The sequence below is a fragment of the Flavobacterium sp. KKT103 genome (genome assembly GCF_055640565.1).
On sequence record NZ_CM145766.1, the window covers coordinates 2,938,148 to 2,962,254 of the forward strand.

The 24,107-nt window shown below is 33.8% G+C and carries 23 protein-coding genes; 18 read left to right on the forward strand and 5 right to left on the reverse strand.

Annotation, left to right across the window (positions count from 1 at the left end; genetic code table 11):
• Positions 1–51 precede the first annotated feature (51 nt).
• From ACZ2G0_RS12655 to ACZ2G0_RS12675, 5 genes are all read right to left on the reverse strand, one after another.
• Positions 52–3,402, reverse strand: a complete 3,351-nt coding sequence (locus tag ACZ2G0_RS12655) for a T9SS type B sorting domain-containing protein (RefSeq protein ID WP_470307890.1) — start codon at positions 3,400–3,402, stop codon at positions 52–54.
• 367 nt (positions 3,403–3,769) lie between these two features.
• Positions 3,770–4,717: an ornithine cyclodeaminase family protein gene (locus tag ACZ2G0_RS12660; RefSeq protein WP_470307891.1), complete on the reverse strand. Its 948-nt coding sequence runs from the start codon at positions 4,715–4,717 to the stop codon at positions 3,770–3,772.
• Positions 4,714–5,835, reverse strand: coding sequence for an aminotransferase class I/II-fold pyridoxal phosphate-dependent enzyme (locus tag ACZ2G0_RS12665; RefSeq protein WP_470307892.1), 1,122 nt, complete (start codon positions 5,833–5,835; stop codon positions 4,714–4,716). The genes ACZ2G0_RS12660 and ACZ2G0_RS12665 overlap by 4 nt, the downstream gene beginning before the upstream one ends.
• 171 nt (positions 5,836–6,006) lie before the next feature.
• The gene (locus tag ACZ2G0_RS12670; protein WP_470307893.1) at positions 6,007–6,738 is read right to left on the reverse strand and encodes a hypothetical protein; all 732 of its coding nucleotides are present in this window, start codon (positions 6,736–6,738) and stop codon (positions 6,007–6,009) included.
• Positions 6,731–7,132: a hypothetical protein gene (locus ACZ2G0_RS12675; protein WP_470307894.1), complete on the reverse strand. Its 402-nt coding sequence runs from the start codon at positions 7,130–7,132 to the stop codon at positions 6,731–6,733. The genes ACZ2G0_RS12670 and ACZ2G0_RS12675 overlap by 8 nt, the downstream gene beginning before the upstream one ends.
• Positions 7,133–7,510: 378 nt before the next feature.
• Between ACZ2G0_RS12675 and ACZ2G0_RS12680 the strand changes: the two genes are divergently transcribed.
• The 18 genes from ACZ2G0_RS12680 to ACZ2G0_RS12765 all read left to right on the forward strand — a co-directional run bounded on the left by ACZ2G0_RS12680 (position 7,511) and on the right by ACZ2G0_RS12765 (position 24,036).
• On the forward strand, positions 7,511–8,239 hold the full coding sequence (locus ACZ2G0_RS12680; protein WP_470307895.1) for an LOG family protein: 729 nt from the start codon (positions 7,511–7,513) through the stop codon (positions 8,237–8,239).
• A gap of 106 nt (positions 8,240–8,345) precedes the next feature.
• A complete protein-coding gene (locus ACZ2G0_RS12685; protein WP_470307896.1) occupies positions 8,346–11,174 on the forward strand; it encodes a gluzincin family metallopeptidase in 2,829 nt (942 codons plus the stop codon).
• Positions 11,175–11,360: 186 nt separating this feature from the next.
• Positions 11,361–13,769, forward strand: a complete 2,409-nt coding sequence (locus tag ACZ2G0_RS12690) for an alpha-ketoacid dehydrogenase subunit alpha/beta (protein ID WP_470307897.1) — start codon at positions 11,361–11,363, stop codon at positions 13,767–13,769.
• 110 nt (positions 13,770–13,879) lie between these two features.
• Positions 13,880–14,131 carry a hypothetical protein gene (locus tag ACZ2G0_RS12695; RefSeq protein ID WP_470307898.1) on the forward strand — a complete coding sequence of 84 codons (252 nt, stop codon included), beginning with the start codon at positions 13,880–13,882 and terminating at the stop codon, positions 14,129–14,131.
• Positions 14,132–14,302: 171 nt separating this feature from the next.
• A complete protein-coding gene (locus ACZ2G0_RS12700; protein WP_300288618.1) occupies positions 14,303–14,596 on the forward strand; it encodes a putative quinol monooxygenase in 294 nt (97 codons plus the stop codon).
• Between the two features lie 148 nt (positions 14,597–14,744).
• On the forward strand, positions 14,745–15,422 hold the full coding sequence (locus tag ACZ2G0_RS12705; RefSeq protein WP_470307899.1) for a peptidoglycan DD-metalloendopeptidase family protein: 678 nt from the start codon (positions 14,745–14,747) through the stop codon (positions 15,420–15,422).
• 5 nt (positions 15,423–15,427) lie between these two features.
• On the forward strand, positions 15,428–15,895 hold the full coding sequence (locus ACZ2G0_RS12710; protein WP_470307900.1) for a hypothetical protein: 468 nt from the start codon (positions 15,428–15,430) through the stop codon (positions 15,893–15,895).
• A 10-nt stretch (positions 15,896–15,905) separates the two neighbouring features.
• On the forward strand, positions 15,906–16,436 hold the full coding sequence (locus ACZ2G0_RS12715; RefSeq protein WP_470307901.1) for a hypothetical protein: 531 nt from the start codon (positions 15,906–15,908) through the stop codon (positions 16,434–16,436).
• A gap of 173 nt (positions 16,437–16,609) precedes the next feature.
• Positions 16,610–16,771, forward strand: a complete 162-nt coding sequence (locus ACZ2G0_RS12720; RefSeq protein ID WP_470307902.1) for a Thivi_2564 family membrane protein — start codon at positions 16,610–16,612, stop codon at positions 16,769–16,771.
• A gap of 596 nt (positions 16,772–17,367) precedes the next feature.
• Positions 17,368–17,520, forward strand: coding sequence for a lmo0937 family membrane protein (locus tag ACZ2G0_RS12725; protein ID WP_300288624.1), 153 nt, complete (start codon positions 17,368–17,370; stop codon positions 17,518–17,520).
• Positions 17,521–17,532: 12 nt separating this feature from the next.
• Positions 17,533–17,781 (forward strand): YtxH domain-containing protein, encoded by a 249-nt coding sequence (locus tag ACZ2G0_RS12730; RefSeq protein WP_470307903.1) that lies wholly within the window; start codon positions 17,533–17,535, stop codon positions 17,779–17,781.
• 465 nt (positions 17,782–18,246) lie between these two features.
• Positions 18,247–19,611: an NAD-dependent succinate-semialdehyde dehydrogenase gene (locus tag ACZ2G0_RS12735; RefSeq protein WP_470307904.1), complete on the forward strand. Its 1,365-nt coding sequence runs from the start codon at positions 18,247–18,249 to the stop codon at positions 19,609–19,611.
• Positions 19,612–19,880: 269 nt separating this feature from the next.
• Positions 19,881–20,093, forward strand: coding sequence for a YidH family protein (locus ACZ2G0_RS12740; protein WP_300284651.1), 213 nt, complete (start codon positions 19,881–19,883; stop codon positions 20,091–20,093).
• A gap of 41 nt (positions 20,094–20,134) precedes the next feature.
• Positions 20,135–20,608: a Dps family protein gene (locus tag ACZ2G0_RS12745; protein WP_470307905.1), complete on the forward strand. Its 474-nt coding sequence runs from the start codon at positions 20,135–20,137 to the stop codon at positions 20,606–20,608.
• Between the two features lie 517 nt (positions 20,609–21,125).
• Positions 21,126–21,884: an MlaE family ABC transporter permease gene (locus ACZ2G0_RS12750; protein ID WP_470307906.1), complete on the forward strand. Its 759-nt coding sequence runs from the start codon at positions 21,126–21,128 to the stop codon at positions 21,882–21,884.
• Between the two features lies 1 nt (position 21,885).
• On the forward strand, positions 21,886–22,656 hold the full coding sequence (locus ACZ2G0_RS12755) for an ABC transporter ATP-binding protein (protein WP_470307907.1): 771 nt from the start codon (positions 21,886–21,888) through the stop codon (positions 22,654–22,656).
• A 24-nt stretch (positions 22,657–22,680) separates the two neighbouring features.
• Positions 22,681–23,409, forward strand: a complete 729-nt coding sequence (locus ACZ2G0_RS12760; protein WP_470307908.1) for an MlaD family protein — start codon at positions 22,681–22,683, stop codon at positions 23,407–23,409.
• A gap of 195 nt (positions 23,410–23,604) precedes the next feature.
• Positions 23,605–24,036, forward strand: coding sequence for a hypothetical protein (locus ACZ2G0_RS12765; RefSeq protein ID WP_470307909.1), 432 nt, complete (start codon positions 23,605–23,607; stop codon positions 24,034–24,036).
• Positions 24,037–24,107 lie beyond the last annotated feature (71 nt).

The following is a 24,107-nucleotide window of genomic DNA, read 5'->3' on the forward strand; positions in this document are numbered from 1 at the left end:
GGCATTTACTCTAATTTCCTAATCTTCCTACACGGCAAACAGTAACTACTTTTATCTTTTTAAAGTAAAATGACCTCTATATTCTTTTCCATTTTCTCGAGTAACTACAAACCAATAATCAGTAGAAGGAAGTTCATTACCATTGAATTTACCATCCCAAGAATTTGTACTATTTAATGTTTTTAAAAGTTTACCGTATCGATCAAAAATAGCTACTTTTAAGTTTGGTTCGTTATTTGAAAATTGTATGGCCCATGTATCATTAATTCCATCCTGATTTGGAGTGAAAAATTTTGGATACATGAGTAAAAAAAGGTCATCTTTAGCAATTCCACAACCATTTTTATCACGAACATGAACAGTATAGGCTCCACTAATTAATCCCGAAAAAACATTGCTATCTTGGTAATTAATTCCATCAAGTGAATATTCATAATTACCGTAGCTATTGGAACTTGTAAACACAGTTATGCTGTTTTCGTTATCGGTCCAATCTTGTGTCTCAATATTCGAAATAGTTGCAACATTTGACAAAACAACATTGAAATCTTTTGTAGAGGAACAAGTTGTTGTTCCGTAGTTTTTTGTCACCGTCACTGAATACTTTCCTTCTTGGGTTACCGTAATACTTTGCGCATTAGATCCTGTTGACCAAATGTAGCTATCAAAACCTGAACCTGCATCAATAGTAGTATTTTGATTCGCACAAATAGGTACTATATCGTTGATAGCAATAATTGGTTTGCTAACTAATGCTAAACTTAATTTAACAATTTGATGGCAACCATTAGAGGAAATAATTCTAACAAAAAAAGTAGTACTCCCGGTCGCTAATTTATAATTTGAAATGGTCGTAATTAAATCAGTGATGGTTTGATTTGTCGCACTCGATAAAGAGCTGTAGTATTCAAAAGTACAATTTGTGGGGTTTGCAATTAAACTAGAGTTGTAATTTGCTAGATCAATTATCTCCAAACCATCATTTAAATTATCGCATATTGTTTCAGAATAGTCATTAGCATTAAGATTACTAATTAAATTTACTGTAATCGGTAATCGACTGATGCTTTCGCAATTATTTACAACTTGAGCAGCATAGTAAGTACTACCATTTACTAATTGCGTTGTATTTAAAATTGCTACTGTACTTGCATTGGAACCATACCATTTTATATCGGTCCCATTTATAACAATATCATTTACTGTTGGATTTTGAGTGGAACAAAAACTTTGGATTAAACCTCCTGTTGGAGCTGGTGTATTTTGAATGTTAATTAAAACAGGAGCACGTAAACTTTCGCAATTGTTAGTTGTTTGAGAGGCATAGTATGTTTGCCCACTTACTAAACTAGAATTCGTTGAAAGTACGTTTCCACCTGTAGCTGCATCGTACCACTTGATATTTTGTCCAGTTACAACGATAGTATTTATCTCAGCATTTTGTTGCACGCAAAAGGTTTGTGGTGAAGTTAAAACAGGTAATGGAACGGAATTGATAGTTACGTTTACTACTGATCTACTACTTTCACAGCCATTTACTGTTTGTGTAGCATAATAATTAGTGTTGGTTTGCAACAAAGTATCGGTTGGTAAACTAGCCGGATCAGTAAGCGATGAATACCATTGTATGTTTTGACCCGTAGCATTTAAATTTGAAATTGTAGCATTTACGTCTTTGCAAAATTGTTGGTTTGTCGCAATTGGAGCAGCAGGAGATTGAGTCACTGCTACCGTTATTGCTACTCTAGAACTTGCAGGACAACTACCACTTTCTTTTGATGCATAGTACATTTGTCCATTTAATAAGGGAATTGTAGTGTTTAATTGATTTGTACTTGTTTCAGAATCGTACCATTTAATACCAGTAGTGTTTGGAAGTAAATCACTAATCGATGGATTTTGTGCCGAACAAAATGTTTGAGAACTAGGAGCAACTGGAGCTAAACTGTTGCAGTTTGCTATTTTTAAAATAAATCCATCAACATTAATAACATTTTGATTGAAAGAATTTAACAAATATGAAGTTAGTAATGAAGGGTCTAAATCACATTGCCCACCAAAATTTCCTGCTATAAAAATATTTTCATCTTGTACTTTTAATTCGTTAACTCCGGAATAGTAACAGGTTGTATTTGTTACCGGAGAAGAGCCAATAATATACGCTTGAGAAAACAATCTAGTAGCATCAAGTTTTAAATAAAATCCATCACTGAAAGTTGCTGTTGTCGTTAAGAAATAATCATTTGAAGAGGGATCAAGATCCACGCTAGTGCTTGCAATGTAACCTGCTACGGTGCTTGTATAGACACCCCCAAAATGATAATTGTTCAGACTGTCAATGTCAATAGTTGTAAATAGTAAGAGCGAATCAAATAGTTTTGAGTCCGTGTACGTACCAATCGCATCTAAAAACAATATAAAACTCTGGTCTTGAATAGGAATCGTTTGGTTTGGGTCAGGATCTAGATCAACTAAATTACTGTTAGGTGCATACCCTAAAATTACAAAGTTATCGTTTACATCCAATGAAAAATTACTTAGAACGGCATTCACAATAGATTTTAACCAAATTTGATTACCGTTTGTACTATTCAACTTTAGCACATTTAGTGGATAATCATTATTCCCGCTACCAAAGCTATTAAAAACTAAAGTAATTTTATCATTAGAGTCCATTTTTAATACAATCTTACCTGACAAGGAATAATTTAAATTTTTAGACCATAAAATAGTACCACTTTGATTTAGTTTAAATAGGTAAGTTGAATTTCCATTTGCGGTAAGATTATTTTGAGAGTTTGAATCTAGTATTACTGTATTTTGAAATGTTCCAGAAACATATATGTTGTCAGCGGAATCCAAATCAAAGCAGGCATTTGCATAAAGTTTACCAGCGTTAATATTTCCTAAATTTTGAAATTTACGCCTGTAAAGTTCATTACCATTAGGATCCATTTTAATAACATTTATAAAACCATATCCATAAATCAACGTTTGGTTTTGATATAATTCTGAAATAAAAGCCAAAACATAAATATTCCCTTTAGAATCCAATTTTAAGCCAAGAACTTTATCCTCATCTTTAAGAGTACTTAATGATTTCCCCCAAATAAAACCTCCGTTGGTATTTACTTTAGTTAAATAAATACCATTTGGATTAGGAAAAAAAGAACTCTGATTATTAATTAATTTAACACCATTTTTTGTTGGATCAACATCAAACGTACTTGAATGCGACATTCCTAACGTGTACGAATCTCCATTTTTATCTACTTCAATAAAATTTGCTGTTTCAGTCTTGTCTTCAATCCCGTTTATTTGTCCAACCCATTGAAAATCTTGTGCAACCGTGTTGTTGGATAAGCAAAATAAAATGATAATAAATAAGTAGCTTTTTTTCATTTATACAATTCAAATTTATTTTTAGTTTTTTTCGGGTTTCAACTACCTTTCACGACTTGCTTAACTGCTGTCACAATAGCAATCAGAATCATGACCAACTATTTTCAGCTAAGATATAATTTCTTACGAAAGATAAATACGAATTTACCTCCTATTTCGTGATTTTTGCAAACCGCTGTGCTTGTTGCACAACTGGCTTTTTGTTTAATTTTGGTTAGGTTTGATAAATAATTAATTTATAAAGCATTACAAATCAATTGAATATAATTTTTTAATTTTATATTTTTTGACCAACATTACTTATTATTGAGTTGTGCAACAAGCACCGCTGTTGTACGCCGCCTTTTTTTTTGGGTTTTCTAATTTTTTATTTTTGAGTCTGTTCAAATACAAGTGTTGCTGTTGCTAAGTCCTGTACACCAACCCCAACTAATTTAGCTACAGTTATTTTATTGGTGTCGGCAATAAAGTCTAAATTTTGAAAAATATTTCCAAACTCTGTTGTCTTGTCGATGAGATTATGATTTGAAGCTAATGCTTTACTATATTCTCCATACTTTGTATTCAGTTCTATGCTGTCCAAATAAATGTGGTCTGCTATGTCAAAAACGTTTTGGCTTAATTCATTTTTAAAAGTGTCATCTGCTCCAAGTGCTGTTATGTGTTGTCCTTTTTGCAACCATTCTCCATTTATGATTGGTTCTTTACTGGAAGTAGTGGTAATTACAATTTCGCAATTTTTTACGGCTTCTTCTGCTGACTTTGCCAATTTGAAATTAAGATTAGGGCAAATATTTTTTAGTTTTTTAATTAAGGTTTCACATTTGTCAAAATCTCTACCGTAAACTTGAACAGAAAAATTATCTCTCAATTTACTCAATGCTTCTACTTGACTAAATGCCTGATAACCTGTCCCAATTATTGCAACAGCACTGGCATTTTTTTGTGCAAGAAAATCCGTTATCAATGCACCTGTCGCCGCAGTTCTCATGTCTGTTAATAATCCTTTGTCATTCAAAATGGCTTTTAATTCGCCTGTTTCTGCATTAAAAAGAAAGATTGCTCCATTATTGATAGGTAAATTTTTAGCCTTATTTTTTGGAAACATTGTTGCCACTTTTACCGAGAAATAAGCGTAACCGTTTATGGCTGAAATTTTAATATGAGCATCAGCATTATCTGCTAAGTGAAGTAAACTTACAGGAATACCAACTAATTTCGGCGAAGAATAATCAATAAAAACCTGTTTGATAGGCTCAAATAAGTCTTCGATTTTTATTGACTTCGCTATCTCTTTAAAATTTATAATTCTCATTTCATTAAATTTTCTACAACAAACTCCTCAAACATATTTAACGCTTCGGGCATACTTTTTCTGATAAAACCTACTCTAAAATACCCACGATAATCATAAATTTCTCCTGGCAATAAGAGTACATTTTTTTGCTTCACAACTCGCTCTGCAAAAGTCAAATCATCTTCTTTCCAATTCATTTTTACAAAGCCTATCGGTCCTGCTACTGGTTTATGCCAAGAAAATAAGTTTGAATACTTATTGATAAAATTATCTAATAAAGGTAAATTTGTTTCAACTATTTTGAGATTTCGCTCTAAAATTACTTGCCTATTCCTTAATGCAACAATGGCTAAAAATTCGCTTGGTGCCGAGTTGCTGATAGTTGTATATTCTTTCAAAATGGCAATATTTTCTAAAATCGCTTTGTTTTTTGTCGCTACCCAACCAATTCTTAATCCTGCCAAGCCATAAGATTTAGACATTACGCCTACCGAAACGCCATTTTCATAAACATCGGCAAATGCTGGAATAAGAAATTCTGGCTTATGTTCTAATTCTCTATATACTTCATCGCAAAAAATAATAATGTTGTTTTGTCTTGCCAATTCAACGACTGCTTGTTGTTCATCTTTGGTAAAGTGAAATCCTGTTGGATTGTGTGGCGTGTTGAGATATAAGACTTTTGTTTTAGGTGTAATTAGTTTTTTTAGGTCGTTTATATCAAAATTGGGTACTCCATTTTCATACTTAACTGTCCAATTTGAAACCTTACAACCCAAACTTTCAGGAATGGAATGTACAGATTGATAGCAAGGAAACTGAACTATTACCTCATCTGATGAAGATAAAACTGCTTGTGAAAAAAGAAAAATTGGCTCTTGTGCACCCGAACATACCAATAAATCTTCGGTTGAAATATCGGAATAAATTTTTATAATTTCATTTCGTAATTCTGGATTTCCTTTGGTTTCGGTATAGCCTAACCAATGATTATGGAATTTTTCTGTAGCACCGTTTTCTAACGAAAGTAAGTCGCCTATTGTCATGGCTTCGCAGTCGGAACTACACAAAATATATTTTGCTGTAAATTCGTGAACGGTATAAAATCGTTCTAATTTAAAAGGTTTTATTGTCATTTTTTAAGTTTTTTAAGTGTCGTAATAAGGTGTCGTACAACGTTTCGCGGCTTTGCGAGGTTGCGAACTTCGTAACCGAGATTTTTCGGCTAAGATAAAATTTCTTGCGAAAGATAAACTTGAATTTACCACATATTTCGCAATCTTGCAAAACCGCTGTTAGCAGCAGATTTAATTCTTTGCACGTTCAAGTTTTTCAATTAAACTATCTGCAATTTCAATATTATTTTTCTTTTCTTCATCGCTTAAATTATATCCTTCGTGTAATATTTTGTTTCTTATTTGTAGTAATCTTTTAATATTTAGATAATCTGTTTCTGAATTAGTAAAATTATCCGTCAAATATTTAATAACTTGATTTACAGAATTAGATTTTGAATCACTTATGTTGTTTTCTTTCATTATTGAGACAGTCATTTGTTCAATGATTTGCCATCTTTTGACAATATCATAGCTATCTATTTCGGTGTATGAACCAGCAGATATTTGAGAAGAAAAATATTGTCTTTTAGTTAGAAGTTGACCATATATAAAGGCTAATAAAGTTAGTAAAACTCCAATTATAGCTATTATTAAACCTAAATCGTTTTCAATTGAAAATTTTTTGTTTTGAAATAAATACAATAATATACCAGCAATTGCGTAAATCGCTCCGCTAAATGAAATTAACATTGTCCAACGTCTTCTTCGATAGTCAATATATTTTTGCTTTTCAATAGTTTGTTGTGAAGGTTGTTGCGCTTCCAAAATATCTCTTAGCGATATTTCACGATTAGCAGTATTTCTATCGTTAGCTATTGTAAATGCTTTTTCAATTAAACTATTTCTAAAATCTTCGGTTAACTCGTTTAATGCTTCTTTAGCTGAAGGAGTTAGTTTGGAGTATATATTTTCGTTAATCATTATTATTGTCGTTAAGAATTAAGTAAACAGTTGCTACTACCGCAACTAAAAAAATTAGTAAAAAAAGAATAACATAACCTGTATCTTTAAACTTGTCAGTATCGAATAAACCTCCTGTGAAAGTAGAAGCTACAAATGCAAGAATTTGCATAAATATCTGTTTCTTGGGTTTCTTTTTTCGTATGCCGTAATTTTTAGCAAAAACAACTGCATCATTAATTATAGCGGCAGTAATTTCAGGATTTCCATTTGTTGTTCTTCGACTCTCTTCAATCCTGCTTGCTTCGTCAAGTACTTCTTCTATATATGATTTCGAAACTTTTCCTATCTCAGTTTTCGCTGTAGGACTAAGATTTTGAAGTTTGTCATCGGAAATTTCTATTTCTATTTTCATCTAATAATTTTCATGTTAACGTGGTCGTTTTCACAATTTGCTGGTAACTCATATATAACATCAAATATACACCTCTTTTTCAAATTTTCGAGAACTACATTAAGTTTTTTCTTATTTAAAAAAGTAGTACTCCGCTCCTAGCCTTTTCAATTGTAAAGAACAAATCTTAAAAATTAATGAGTATGCTATTGCTTTATTTTAAAAATAGACTACTTTAGTATTTTGGTCCCTAGCACAGATTGCAGCGACATCTTCTCAGTGAGGAAACAAACCCTTACGGCGGTTTCCGCGATAGGAAATAGAGCGGAGAGCTAGTCACGAGCGAAGCAATCTGACGAAGTAAATGGCACCATAAGAATAATTTAAAATAATAAAGAAATGAGATTAGAAGATTTTGACAATGACGAGGATAAAATAATCCAAGATCGATTGAAGCAAAAAACATGGAATGAGATACGTACAAACGATAGTTGGGCGATTTTTAAAATCATGGCGGAGTTTGTAAATGGGTACGAAACTATGGGACGTATTGGTCCGTGTGTGTCCATTTTTGGGTCGGCACGTACTAAGCCCGAGGATAAATATTACCAATTAGCGGAGCGTATCGCCTACAAAATTAGTAAGGCAGGCTACGGCGTAATCACTGGTGGTGGTCCCGGAATAATGGAAGCCGGTAACAAAGGTGCGCATCTAGGCGGTGGAACATCAGTAGGATTGAATATTGAGTTGCCTTTTGAGCAGCACTTTAATCCATATATTGACCATGACAAGAATCTGAATTTTGACTACTTTTTTGTTCGCAAAGTTATGTTTGTAAAATATTCGCAAGGTTTTGTAGTAATGCCAGGTGGTTTTGGAACTTTAGACGAAATGTTTGAAGCCATTACCCTGATCCAAACTAAAAAAATTGCTCGTTTTCCTATCATCTTAGTGGGTACATCCTACTGGTCAGGTTTGATCGAATGGGTTAAAACGGTCTTGATTGAACAGGAAAAAACAGTGAGTCCGGATGACTTAAAACTCATTAAAATCGTAGATACTGAGGACGAAGTAGTCGAGGTGTTGGACGCTTTTTATAAGAAATACAATTTGAAACCTAATTTTTAACTATAAGAGCTGTTTTACGACAGCTCTTTTTTGTTATTTTAGCTATCCATAGGCTACTCATAACTTTTATACGTATGTATTGATACGACTTTAAACCTACTATTCATTGAGAACGATTCGGATTTTGACCTTTTTATGTATTGCTTTATTGGCTTCAATAAAACAGTACGGGCAACATCGTTCTCAACTTTTTGTAACTGTTAATGACAAGACCCACAGCTTGGAGGTGAAGCAGGAACTTTATTTTGTTAACGATACGGGTGATAGCCTCGATCAGATTGTTTTAAACGATTGGAATAACGCTTACGCAAATGTTAATTCGCCCTTGGCCAAACGCTTTTCGGATGAATTCTACCGTGGGTTTCACCTCTCTAGCAGCGACGAAAAAGGCAATACAAGTCCGATTTTAATTATTGGTCCTAATAAAACTGTTTTACCTTGGCAAAGAAGTGCCGATCATCCAGATGTAATAACGTTAGCCTTACCACAAAAGCTTGAAGCAGGAAAAAAAATTCAGTTGTCACTGACTTATACTGTGAAAATTCCAAGTGATAAATTTACTAGATATGGATACAGCAATACGGGTACAATGGTACTCAAGAATTGGTTTCTGACGCCTGCACGTTACGAAAATCATCAATTTGTAAGCTACAGCAACGAAAATCTAGATGATAGCGCCAATGCGCCTTCTGACTTGGATTTGGAGCTACTAGTTGATAAAAAACTAAACATCAGTACTGATCTTAATGCGATTTCGGTTACCAATCAAGGACTAAAAAATTTGAATCGTTTTACGGGAGAAAACAGAACCGACTTTAGCATCTTCCTAGAACCCAAAGCTAGTTTTTATTCGTTTAAAACCAATTCGGTCGAAGTGGTAACCAATTTAAAGGATGAAAATTTAAGTACCATTCAGCAAGCAAGGGTCATTGATTGTGTGTCGCAATTTGTAACTGATTTGATAGGTACTTATCCGCATAAAAAATTAATTGTTTCCCAAACTGATTATGACCGCAATCCTTTTTACGGTTTGAATCAATTGCCAAGTTTTATTCGACCTTTTTCGGATGAGTTCACCTATGAATTGAAATTTTTAAAAACCTATTTGAATGCCTTTCTAAAAAATAGTTTACAAATTGACCAAAGGAAAGACAGCTGGGTTTTAGATGGAATTCAAGTATATGCCATGATGCAGTTTATCGAAAAAAATCATCCAAACACTAAAATGTTAGGTAGCGCGTCCTCATTTAAACTGCTTAAAAGTTTTAATTTAGCACAGCTCGATTTTAATGAACAGTACAGCTATTTTTACATGATCATGGCCCGAAAAAACCTAGATCAACCGCTGGAAGACAATAAAAACACCTTGTTAAAGTTCAACGAACAAATTGCTAGTAAATACCGTTCAGGTCTTAGCCTGCGTTACTTAGACAGTTATTTAGGCCAGCAAGTGGTGCCTAATAGTATTCGGAACTTTTATGAACTCAACCTTACCCAGCAGACCACAGCCAAAGATTTTGAAAGCATATTAAAAACAAAAAGTACGCAAAATATCGACTGGTTTTTCAACTCCATCATCAAGTCGAGACAAATTGTGGATTATAAAATAGCCTCGGTGTCGAAGTCGGCTGATTCGGTTTCCTTTACCTTAAAAAACAAGACAGGATTATATGTCCCAATTCCTATTTATGGTGTTCATGAAGGCGAAATAGTATTTAAAAAATGGCTCGAGCCAAAGACAGATGATCAACTCTATTCCCTAGAGCGAAAAGGTGCTGACAAACTAGTTTTAAATTATAAAAATGAAGTTCCGGAGTACAACCTGAGGAACAATTGGAAGTCGTTAAAAGGCTTTTTTCCAAATAACCGTCCCATTAAGTTTGCTTTTATGAAGGATATTGAAGATCCTTATTACAACCAAATTTTGTACGTTCCTACTCTAACCTACAATTTGTACGACGGATTAATCCCGGGAATGCGTTTGCATAACAAAACCTTACTTGAAAAGCCGTTTACTTTTGATGTAAATCCGTCCTACTCGACATTAACCAAAAATCTTTCGGGATCCGGCTATTTCGCCGTCAATCAAAATTATCGAGAAAGTAGATTATTCAATGTTAGGTACTTGTTATCGGGTACTTATTTTCATTATGCTCCTGATGCTTTTTACACTTCTGTCACTCCTTCTGTTGTTTTAAAAATCAGAGAAGATGATTTTAGAGATAATAAAAAGCAAACCATTTTGTTCCGACAGGTTTTTGTCAATAAAGAAAAAAGTGCCTTCGTTACCAATACGGGAGAGAATAAATATTCGGTTTTTAACGCCAAGTACTTCAACTCAAGGACCGAAGTAACCAAGCATACGGCTTTTTTGAACGACATACAAATAGCCAATAATTTTGGGAAAATAGCGAGTGAATTTGGATACCGAAACTTATTCGAAAATAACCGACAGATTAATTTACGCTTGTATGCTGGTGCTTTTTTGTACAATAAAACCAATTCTAATTATTACAGTTTTGCCCTAGACAGACCAACAGATTATTTGTTTGACTACAACTATTACGGTCGGTCAGAGGATAGCGGCTTGTTTAGCCAGCAACTAATCATTGCCGAAGGTGGTTTTAAATCCAAGTTAGCCAACCCGTTTGCAAATCAGTGGATGACAACTATTAATGCCAGTTATACCGTTTGGAACTGGATCGAAGTCTATGGCGATGCCGGTTTTTTAAAGAGTAGAAACCAAAGAGAACAATTTGCTTTCGATAGTGGTTTACGATTAAATTTGGTCACTGACTACTTAGAATTGTATCTTCCGGTCTATTCCAGCAATGGTTGGGAAGTAGGACAGCCTCGTTACACCGAAAAAATACGTTTTATTGTTGCCCTATCCCCTAAAATATTAATTAACTTATTTAATCGAAAATGGTTTTAATCTGAAGAAAAATAAAAATTAAATCAAATTATTCGTAATTTTTTAGCAGTATAAATAAGAATATTAAAAAAATATGTTCTTAAAATTATTATTTTTTGTCGATAATTAAATTATATTTTTTTCATGGAATTATGATAATTACTAGTTTTTAATTAAATTTGCGACTCTAAGTTATACCTTTAAATTATGATCAAAGAAAAAGCAAGTTCACCGTTAACATTTGAAGATTTTAAAACTGAGGTTTTAAAGGATTACAAATTAGCAATGATAAGTCGCGAGTGCAGTTTATTAGGGCGACGCGAAGTTTTGACTGGAAAAGCTAAGTTCGGAATTTTTGGTGACGGTAAAGAAGTTCCACAACTTGCCATGGCTAAATTTTTCAAAAATGGTGACTTCCGTTCAGGCTATTACAGAGATCAAACTTTTATGATGGCAATTGGGGAGTTGACAATTGAGCAATTTTTTGCTGGATTGTACGGGAATACTTCGATTGAACAGGAACCAATGTCAGCGGGAAGACAAATGGGTGGTCACTTTGCCACACACAGTTTAAATGCAGATGGGTCATGGAAAAACTTAACAGAACAAAAAAACTCTAGTGCTGATATCTCTCCTACTGCAGGCCAAATGCCTCGTTTATTAGGTTTAGCGCAAGCATCTAAAATATACCGACAAGTAAAAGGAATCACCAATAAAGCTAATTTTTCAGTTAATGGAAATGAAGTGGCTTGGGGAACCATAGGGAATGCAAGTACATCCGAAGGGTTGTTTTTTGAAACCATTAATGCAGCAGGAGTATTACAAGTTCCAATGATTGTAAGTGTTTGGGACGATGAATACGGAATCTCAGTGCATGCTAGACATCAAACTACCAAAGAAAACATTTCGGAGATTTTAAAAGGATACCAGCGTGATAGCGAACACAAAGGGTATGAAATCTTAAGAGTAAAAGGATGGGATTATACTGATTTGATTGCAACCTATGAAAAAGCAGCGACCATTGCAAGAGAAGAGCACGTTCCTGTTTTAGTTCACGTAAATGAATTGACACAGCCACAAGGACACTCCACTTCGGGATCACATGAACGTTATAAAGATGGAGATCGCTTAGCATGGGAAAGAGATTTTGACTGTATTAGACAAATGCGTTTATGGATGATTGCCATCAATATCGCTTCTCAAGAAGAATTAGAACTAATTGATATTAGCGCCAAAAAAGAGGTTGTAGAGGGTAAAAAAGCAGCTTGGGCTAATTTTATTGCTCCAATAGTAGAAGAACAGAAAGAAGTTGTAGCTCTTTTAGAAAAAGTAGCTCAAACTAGTACGAATAAAGAAGCTATTTTAAAGCAAGTAGCTCAAATTAACGGTATCAAAGATCCTTTGAAAAAAGAGATTTTAATTGCCGCTCGAAAATCATTACGCTTATTGGTAAACGAAGCTGGACAGGAAGAGCTAGCTTTATGGATTAAGAAGTATACGACGAAAAATGAATATTCATTTGGAAGCAATTTATATTCTCAATCTACTGACAATGTCTACAAAGTAGCTGCAGTTGCGCCTATTTATCCAGAGAATGCTACTGAAGATACTGACGGTCGCATGATTTTAAGAGATAACTTCGATGCTATATTTACTAAATATCCTGAAACCTTAATTTTTGGAGAAGATGCAGGAGCAATTGGCGATGTGAATCAAGGGCTAGAAGGAATGCAGGAGAAATATGGTGAGCTCCGTGTAGCCGATGTAGGAATACGTGAAGCCACTATCATTGGTCAAGGGATTGGAATGGCACTACGTGGCTTACGCCCTATTGCTGAAATTCAGTACTTAGACTATTTACTGTATGCTATTCAAATCATGAGTGATGATTTAGCGACACTGCAATATAGAACCGTAGGGAAACAAAAAGCGCCACTAATTATTAGAACTCGTGGTCATAGACTAGAAGGAATCTGGCATTCGGGTTCTCCAATGGGAATGATCATTAATGCCGTAAGAGGAATTCATGTATTAGTTCCAAGAAACATGACTGTGGCAGCAGGATTCTACAACAGCTTGTTAGAATGTGATGAACCAGCTTTAGTGATTGAATGCTTGAATGGTTACCGTTTAAAAGAGAAAATGCCACTTAACTATGGCGAGTTCAAAACACCTATTGGAGTTATTGAAACCTTAAAAACAGGAAAAGACATTACGCTAGTTTCTTACGGATCAACTTTAAGATTAGTAGAGCAAGCCGCAAAAGAACTATTTGAAATAGGAATCGATTGTGAAATCATAGATGTCCAATCCTTACTTCCTTTTGATATTAATGAAGAGATTGTAAAAAGTGTTGCTAAGACAAACCGATTATTAGTAATTGATGAAGATGTACCTGGTGGAGCATCAGCTTATATCATGCAACAAATAGTTGAAAAACAGAACGGTTATCAGTACTTAGATAGTAAACCTCAAACTTTAACCGCGAAGGCACACAGACCGTCGTATGGTACTGATGGAGATTACTTCTCAAAACCATCTGCTGAGGATATTTATGAGAAAATATATGCAATGATGCACGAAACAAACCCAACTCAGTTTCCGAATTTATACTAAATAACAATAGAATATACGGAGAAATCCTGCTCAACGCTGAGCAGGATTTTTTTTATACCAATAAATGGCGTACCTTATTTCTAGTTATTTAATAAACTAAAGAAAAAAATATGAAAAAATCAACGGTATTAGTTGCAGGATTATGTTTAGTAGCTCTTGTTTCGTGCAAAGACAAAGAAGCAGAACCTACTACAATCGAACAAACAATTGAAGTTAGTCCTCCTGCGGTGGAACCAGCTAAAGACAGTACTTCTATTAAAATTGGATCTGATGGCGTAGATATTAATACCTCTAAAGGAACAAACTCAACGAGTATTTCTGTCGGTGGAGGTAAAGAATCTAAGGTAGAAATTAAAAAATAAAGGTAAAGGATTACAACACTCCCTTGATATCCAGTATTTTTTATATATTGGCTTTTTTTTGTTAGTTGTTTAACATGAAGCTTCTAGTTAATCAAGTATCTTTCGTAAAGTAAACAGGTGATTTTATTAAATGATCACAAGATTATGTAACTATAAATTAATCATTACATTATGGAAAAATACGCATTACTAGCTCGCTTAGAAGCTAAACCAGGGAAAGAAGAAGCAGTAGCAGCCTTTTTAAAAAGTGCCTTGCCAATTGCGGTTGAAGAACAAGAAACAGTAAAATGGTACGGTTGGCAAATAGGACCTTCTACTTTTGGAATTTTTGATACTTTTGAAACTGAAGCAGGTAGAAAATCTCATTTAGAAGGTGAAATTGCAGCCAAGTTAATGGAACATGCAGGCGATTTATTAGCTTCTGACCCCGTTATTGAATTTGTTGATCTTCTAGCTGTGAAGTAAACACTTATTGCGGTATCACTTTATTATTAAGAGACTCTTTTGCTTAAGCAAAGGATAAAACTCTAAACAAAACGTTATAAAACCAACATGAATTTTTTATGTTGGTTTTTTTTTATTTATTTTAAGGCTGAAACAAAATTAAACAAGAATGACAACCTTACATACCATCCTAGAAAACATAAAAGACGTTAAAGTTATTGACCAAAACATTCCTTACAGTTCTTATTATCCGTTGGACTTAAGTAGTGGTAACGTTAGTTTACAAACCATACCCTTATCTAATTCAAATGAATACGAGCAGTTTATTAGTGCTTATTTAAGTACTAATAATGCTAAGGTAGCCTACGGCGGTTACAATGAACAGCGTAATTTATACAAACGTAGCACTGTATTTAAGGATGATGAAACCGAAGAGCGCAATATCCATATCGGACTCGATCTTTGGATTGATGCCGGTACCACCGTTTTAGCTGCTTTAGATGGTAAAGTGCATAGTTTTCAAAACAATGACAGCTTGGGTAATTATGGTCCCACTCTAATTCTAGAGCATCAAGTCGAAAATCACACTTTTTATACTTTATATGGCCATTTGTCGTTAGAAAGTATAACAAATAGTGCAATAGGACAAGAATTCAAAAAAGGAGAAGTTATTGCAACTCTTGGTGCAGCCGCTGTAAACGGAGATTATGCTCCTCACCTCCATTTTCAAATTATTAATGACATGGGCGAATACAAAGGAGATTATCCTGGAGTATGCAGCCAATCTAACTTAGCTTTTTATTTAGAAAATTGTCCAGATCCAAATCTTTTACTAAAAATAAATTAGAAGGAATGAAAAAAATAGTAGTCTTACTTACGTTGATTGTTTTGGTAGGTTGTAAATCCAAAAAACCAGTACAAACGGTCGAAATTGAAGAACTTAAAACAGTGCAATTAGCGCTATCCTCTGTCAGCTCTACTCAAAAAGACAAAGCCTACGACCTTGGTAAGCGAATTTTAATGACCTGTAATACCTCTAAATTTAAGCCATTTACTATTGCTGAAGCAACGCAATCGGTTATTAATAATATAACATTAGACAAACTCAGTAAAACCTGTAGTAAATACAGACAATGGTATGGTACTTTCCAAGATTTAAAATTAGTCGAAGTGTACCAAGACCCAAATGACCAAAGTACAATATTTCGTTTTAAAGCCTTATACAGTAAAAAAGTAGCCAATAAAGAGCTACGTGTTTTTATGAATAATGCAAACCAGTTATCGGCTATCAAAACAATGGATTGGAAAGAATCCTTTTAAAAACAACGCAATGAATTCTAAAATAGCCCTTCTTTTTTTACTATTTCCTATTGCTTTTTTTGGTCAAAATACCATGTCTGTAAAAGGCGGAAAAGCATACCCAGCAACCTCAAGTTGGAATTTTATTTGTCCCAACTATGCGCTAAGTGGCGAGCTCAATGTACAAGTTGCAAAAACAGAAAACGGAGGCTTATTAAAACTGAGTGCGCTTTCGACCAACCCTGAATTTATTATTAAAGGTACCGTTTACATTTATCTTACTAACAATACTATTTTGACCTGCACAGATAAAGGAAACTTTGAAAATACTGGTGATCAAATTGCATCCTATTTTAATTTCACTTCGAGTGAAATGCAACTTTTGAAAAAATATGACATCCAATCAATCCGTTACAACATTGTTGGAAAAAACAACAAGTTTAGCAGCCAAATTGGAAATTTTACGGCAATAAACAAACAAAGTTACTATACCACCAATTATAAGTCAGATCATACTACCAGCTTTCCAACCAAAATGGAAATTGCAGCTCTAGTACCCTAACTAATGCAATAAATCCCATAGCAGTTTATATATTACTATAGACTGCTTTTTACCTCAAATGTAGCACAAAACCCAAAACAGTAAATAGTATAACTTTTTATAATAATTGTATAAAACGGTATGCTTAAGGATGACTTACCTTTGATTTATAGAAATTCAAAAAAAAGTCAATCATGTTTTTTCTAAGCATTTTAGCCGTTGTTATTGTAGCTGTCTTAGTGCTGTGGATTATCAATACCTATTTACCATTTGATGGTGTTTTAAAAAAAATATTTAATACTGCAGTTGCTATAGCCATTATAATATGGTTTTTACAAACTTTAGAGGTATTGTGAGCTTAACTAAGTAAACAATAATTCAAACCATTACTCTTGTTATAACTATTTTATAGCAATAATTAAAAATATAAAATTATGAATCTTAAAAGAATTTTTGGAGCTATTTTAACAACGTTAGGGATAGCCGCTTTTGATATATGATGCAGTAGTATTTAGTAGTACATCAGGAAGTCATCAAGATATTAAATCGTTAGTAATTTATGGTGTCTTGGGTCTTATCTTTTTCAGTTCGGGGATTAGTTTAGTTCGAACTACTAAAGACGAAGCTTAATTTACGATCATTTATTGTACAATTAAGACGGAGTACATCTCAAAAATATAGAATAAAGTGATGCTTTTATAAGCACATTTTAGATTTGGTTTTGGTTTTGGTGAGGACTGCTGAGTTAATCAGCAGTCCTTTTTTGATTTGGAATTAAGAGAATGTTACAGAAAACATTGGTGCAATTCTGTCGAAATGTGCAAATATTATAACATTTGCAAAAAGTACTATAAGATATACCTCTTCTAAGTTAGCGAACTTTGTAAAGAAGAAATGGTAAAGCTATTACTGTTGCCTTTTTCAATACATATCAATCCTTAAATCATATATTATGAGCAATTTACTTTACACCATCGCTGTTATCTTGGTACTTTTTTGGGCAATTGGATTTTTTGCCTACAGTGCAGGATCTATCATTCATATTTTATTAGTAATCGCTATCATAGCTATTTTACTAAGACTTATTCAAGGAAAAAAACTATAAAAAATTTACATTATGAAAAACAATAAAGCACTTTTAGGATTTTTAGGCGGCGTTGCCGCTGGAGCATTACTTGGCGTACTATATGCACCAGATAAAGGAAGTAGAACCCGCAAAAAAATAAAAAGAAAAGGAGCTGACTACACAGAGGATGCTAAAAATAAAGCAGCTGACCTTTTGGACACCTTCACTGAAAAATACGAAACTTTAAAAGCAGAAGGAAAAGAGTTAATTGCTCAAGGAAAATCTAAGCTTGGTAAATAAATACTACAAACATAGGTAGCACAGACAAACAACACTAATCTATACTACTACTTTAGCCACATGATTTGTTTTATACTATAGAATAACTCATGTGGTCTTTTTTTTTAAATTTTGAAATTAGCGCTTTTTTGCACTACTAGCTTAGCTAAATAGAAAAAATTTAATGCTACTCAAAATACGAAAGTTAGACAACTTTTTTTCAAAGGCTTTCTCCCCACGTTATAGAGTTCCTTTTCACGAACTCCAACTAAGGCAGCAGTCCATCATTACTATTCCTTTTTAATTTTACTGCTTACTTTTTAAGGGATACTGTCAAAAATCATATCATGGTATTCCAATTCAATATCGATTCCTGTTATTTCTCAAACTAAATAACAGCCCATCTTTTATATAAATCTTAATTTATTTGTCGGCTTTAAGTCAAAAGAGTACCGCCAAAATTTAAAACATTTAAAAACAAAAATCATGTCAATACAAACAACAAATCCAGCTACTAACAAAGTAGTTCAAACATTTGAAGAAATGACCGATAAACAAGTAGATGCAGCTGTTGCAAAAGCGGCGTCTACCTTTCAAAAATGGAAAAAAACAAGCTTTAGCGAAAGAGCCAAACTAATGCATAAAGTAGCCCAATTAATGCGCGAAAAGAAAGCAGCTTTAGCAAAAATAATTACCTTAGAAATGGGTAAAATTATTAGTCAATCTGAAAGTGAAATTGATTTAAGTGCCAATATTATAGATTATTATGCTGACAATGCCGAAACCTTCTTAGCCGATAAAAAACTACTTCCTGATTCGGGGGAAGCCTTTGTTCGAAGTAGTCCTATTGGAGTACTATTTGGAGTTATGCCATGGAATTTTCCTTTCTACCAAGTTGTTCGATTTGCAGCGCCAAATATTATGGTAGGGAATACAATTTTACTAAAACATGCATCGATCGTTCCACAGTGCGCCATTGCTATCGCATCCTTGTTCGATGAAGCAGGCGCTCCTGAAGGTTTGTATACCAATTTAATGATATCGGGTAAAAGAAGCACTTCTCTGGTTGATGATAGCCGTATCATGGGCGTTTCCTTAACAGGAAGTGAAGGTGCTGGTGCCAGCATTGCTGCAGCTGCTGGGAAAAACTTAAAACGATCAGTTTTAGAATTAGGAGGAAGCGACTCCTTTATAGTTTTAGAAGATGCCGATATTGATAAAACAATTGAAATGGCTATCATAGGCCGAATGAACAATAACGGTCAAAGTTGCGTTGCTTCAAAAAGATTTATCGCAGTAGAAGCTATTGCTAATGAGTTCTTAGAAAAATTTACCGCTGCTATCGCTAACCTAAAAGTCGGCGATCCTATGGACCCTGAAACACAAGTTGGGCCTTTAAGTAGTGAACAAGCACTTACTGATTTACTCGATCAAGTAGGTCGATTTGAAAAGGCGGGCGCAAAAATAGCTACAGGCGGAAAAAGAGCTTTTGAAAAAGGTGCATACATTCAACCTACTTTATTAACCAATCTTAAAAGAGGGGAACCTACTTTTTATGAAGAACTTTTTGGACCTGTTGCCTCTTTTTATCGTGTAAAAAATGAACAAGAAGCAATTGAATTGGCTAACGACTCCCCTTTTGGACTTGGAGGATCGATTTATACGAAAAATATTGAACGAGCGATAAAAATAGCAGATCAAATCGATTCTGGTATGGTTTTTATTAATCAGCCAACCGCTTCTCAACCTGATTTACCATTTGGAGGAACGAAACGATCTGGATATGGCCGAGAATTAGCCGAACAAGGAATTCATGAGTTTGTAAATAAAAAACTAATCCGAATTAGCTAAACGATAGCAGATTGCATGCTATGACAAAGTAGCGAGCTAATGCATTATTCTTGATGCTTTTGGGAAGGAATTTAAAGTAAAAAGTAGCAAAACTGTGAATACTGTAACAATTATGAATAATCCTGTAAAATAGAATGCACACTAATTTCTTAATTTTGAAATAGATGCAAATGACATTTGAATTTGATAACAAATCAATTAAAGTGCAGCATTGAAATTTAATAAAAAGTTTAAAAACTGAAAACAACTAACCTTTTAAATTGTAAAAAATGAAATCAAAATCAATCGGAATCGCAGTACTTGTTATAGGAGTTCTAATGGTGTTTTACACTGGATTTAATTATGTAACCGAAGAAAAAGTAGTTGATATTGGACCAATTGAAATCAACAAAAAAGAAAACCATCCCGTTCAATGGTCTCCTATTATTGGTGTTATTTTAATCGTAGGTGGCGCAGTTCTGGTCATTAAAGACAAAAAATAATTAATACATTTTACTCACAATCAATTATAAAATAATAATTTATGAAACCACATATTGGAATTACAGATAAAAATTTAAAAAGCAGTATAGACTTACTATCTGCAACCTTAGCGGATGCGATGACTTTATATACTAAAACTAGAAAGTTTCATTGGAATGTCACTGGGGAGAGCTTTATGGAGTTACACAAACTTTTTGAGGGTCAATACAAACAACTTGAAGCAAATATTGATGAAATTGCCGAGCGAATTAGCAAATTAGGAGGCAAAACCATTGGAACAATGGCTGAGTTTACTGAAAAAACTAGATTAAAAGAAGCTCCAACAGTTTATCCTGAAAGTAAAGCGATGATTAAAGAATTGCTGACTGATCATGAAACCGTTGTGGTGCAACTTCGAAAAGACATTGGCACAGCTGAAGATGAGAATGACGATGTAGGAACCGCTGATTTTCTTACCGCATTACTTTTAGAACATGAATCAACTGCTTGGATATTAAGAAGGTATTTAAGCTAATTATAAAAATTAATCGAACAATTAGTGACCGTACATAACTAGTATTCGATTGAAATAGGTTAGATTGATTTTAGTAAGGACTGTTTAATTATTAGGCAGTCCTTTTTTATTAAAAACTAATACTTCTGATTGTGGATTTGAATTCAGTTTCATCCTACTACATGAAGCAGTGTAAACACGGAAAATATATAGAAAAAAGGCCATTCTGTTTTTTCCAAATACTGTTAATTTTATAAGTTTTTCTAAAAGTATCACAACTGTCTTTCCCTTAAAAATGCGCAACTTTGATTTAGATTAAACTACGTAATCAGTTGCTTATTATTTACTGATGTTTTATTGTTAAAACTACAGTACATACAGAAAACAACTGCTAATTGTACAATTATTTGAAAACCATAATTTAAAACTATTGTTTTTAAATAATGAGCAAGCAAAATACCTCTAACTATAAACACACCCTCTTCGAGTAAACCTTTTATCTCTAAATCATTATTATTAATCTTAAAAAACTACTATCGTGACTACATCCTTAAAAAGCACCTTCGATGACGTGGGCAATATGACACTGTTCATCGGTAGATTTTTCAAAGAAGCGTTTGCTCCTCCCTATGAATTTAAAGAGTTCCTAAAGCAGAGCTACAAAATAGGATATAAATCAATCCCTTTAGTTGCGATAACTGGATTTATAATGGGTTTAGTACTTACACTCCAATCCCGCCCTACCCTTGCCAGCTTTGGTGCGGAGTCTTGGTTACCAAGCATGGTTGCATTATCCTTAATCAGAGAAATTGCTCCAGTGATTACTGCTTTAATTTGTGCCGGTAAAGTGGCTTCAGGAATTGGAGCTGAATTGGGATCTATGAAAGTGACAGAACAAATAGACGCTATGGAAGTAGCCGCAATCAACCCCTTTAAATACTTAGTAGTTACACGAGTATTAGCAACTACGTTCATGATTCCTTTACTAGTTATTCTAGCAGACTTAATTGGAATTTTTGGTGGCTACATTGGTTTTAATATTCGTGGAGACGCAAGTTTGTATTTGTACATTACTAAGGTTTTTGATATACTCACCTTCTCAGATGTATTTCCTGCCACCATAAAAACATTCTTTTTTGGATTTTTCATAGGAATCATAGGTTGCTACAAAGGGTATAATGCTAGCAACGGAACAGAAAGCGTAGGACTAGCAGCTAACTCAGCAGTAGTTAGCGCTTCACTAAGTATTTTTATTATTGATATGCTAGCTGTTCAATTAACCGACTTATTATTTTAAGATGAAAGAACCAACAACCACACTGGAGACAACGGCTGAAGCTACAGCAACAATTGAAATCAAAAATTTACATAAGACTTTTGGTAAAGATAACCATATCTTGAAAGGCGTTAATTTGACCGTAAACAAAGGAGAAGATGTAGTTATATTAGGTAAATCAGGAACTGGGAAATCCATTACCATTAAGTGTATTGTGGGTTTAATAAAAGCTGACCAAGGTTCTATCAAAGTTTTTGGTCAAGATATCACCACTTTAAACACTGACGAACTAAATGCTATTCGAGTTAAGATCGGTTTCTTATTTCAAAATGCTGCATTATATGACTCCATGTCGGTGCGAGAGAATTTAGACTTTACGCTACGCAGACATTTCCAATCATTGAGCGAAGATGAAATTACTGCAGAGATACTTTCTGTTTTAGAAAGTGTAGGTTTGGCGGAAGCCATTGATAAAATGCCATCTGAATTATCCGGAGGTATGCGTAAACGTATTGGACTGGCCAGGACTTTAATTCTTAAGCCTGAAATTATTCTGTACGATGAACCTACTACTGGACTCGATACCATTACCTCTAAAGAAATCAGTGAGCTAATGCTCAGTATTCAAAAAGAGCGTAAAACCTCCTCAATAATCATCACGCACGATATGCCTTGTGCAAAAATGACTGCTGATCGAGTAGTAATACTTAGAGACGGCGTTATCTATGCTGAAGGTACCTATACTGAATTAGAAAATAGTGAGGATGAATGGATTCGTTCTTTTTTTATATAACTTATTAATCAAAAGCAAAACGTTATGAATACGCAATCAAATCAAATTGGAAAATTAGGAATGTTCGTCATAGGAGCATTAATTGTATTTGCCGCAACCATTTTTTTTATTGGTAAACAACAAAATATGTTTGGATCAACATTTACCATCCAAGCTAATTTTAAAAATGTAAGTGGTCTTACAGTAGGGAACAATGTTCGATTTTCAGGAATAAATATAGGTACCGTTGATGAAATTCGGTTAGTCTCTGATTCTGCAGTTGTTGTCAGCATGACTATTGAAAAAGAAGTTCAAAAATTCATTAAAGAAGATGCTACCGCAAGCATTGGATCTGATGGATTAATGGGTGATAAAGTACTAATGATTTCTCCAGGAACTAGTTCTAAGAAAATAATAAAAGAAAATGGAAAAATAGGCTCGGTTGAAGCTATAGAAATGGATGACATAATGCGTAGTGCAAAAGTTACCATGGAAAACGCCAGCGTAATTACTCAAGAACTAGCCCAATTCACCTACGACATGAATAACGGAAATGGTGCCCTTTCGAAGTTCATGACTGATGAAAAATTCGCTAATAGTTTGGATAAAACAATGACTAATTTGCAAAAAAGCACCAAAGGCTTGAATGAAAATATGGAAGCAGCAAAACATAATTTTTTACTGCGTGGTTACTTTAAGAAAAAAGAAAAAGAAGCAGCTAAGAAAAAAGAAGAACTAGAAAAAGCAAAGGAAGAAGCAACTGAAAAAAAGTAATTACTCAAAGGTACAATCCAACTCTTTATAAAAAACAGTATACCCTTAGCCCTAACAAGCTGAGGGTGTTTTTATTTGGCACTATTTCAAACTATGCTTACTTAAAATGTTATAAAATATGACGAAAGTATTGTAATAGAATTAGTGCCATCTAAACTGACCTTTGTAACGCTAACATCATTAAAATCTATTCGCATGAAAAAATCAAACCTATTCAAATTAACCCTACTTTCCATAATAGGAATGTCGTTCCTTGCTTGCAAACAGGAACCAACTCAAAAAACAGCAGCAGCCAACATTGAAGATGAAGGAAAATCCATAATGATTGAAAGCAATGTTCAAAAGCAAGAGTGGGAAAAATTCCAAATCACCTTAGACAGCACAATTAATACCAACGATATCCGAATAGCCGAATTTAAGTTGAAAGCGAAAAAAGGTAAAAAAGAAGTTGACAGTACAACTCGCTACCAAATTAAAGTTCTTGAAGAAAAAAATCAAATTATAAAATCCAAGCTCAATACGTTTACCAATAAAACTACTAAAGACTGGAACAATTTTAAAACTGAAATCAATAAAGATCTAAAAGACTTTGAACTTTCAATTAAGCAATTTGATACTGACAACTAGTACAAATACAACAGTATTACAGCTGTATAAAACGAGATAAAATTCGAATCAGAGAGTAAAATTTCAAAAAA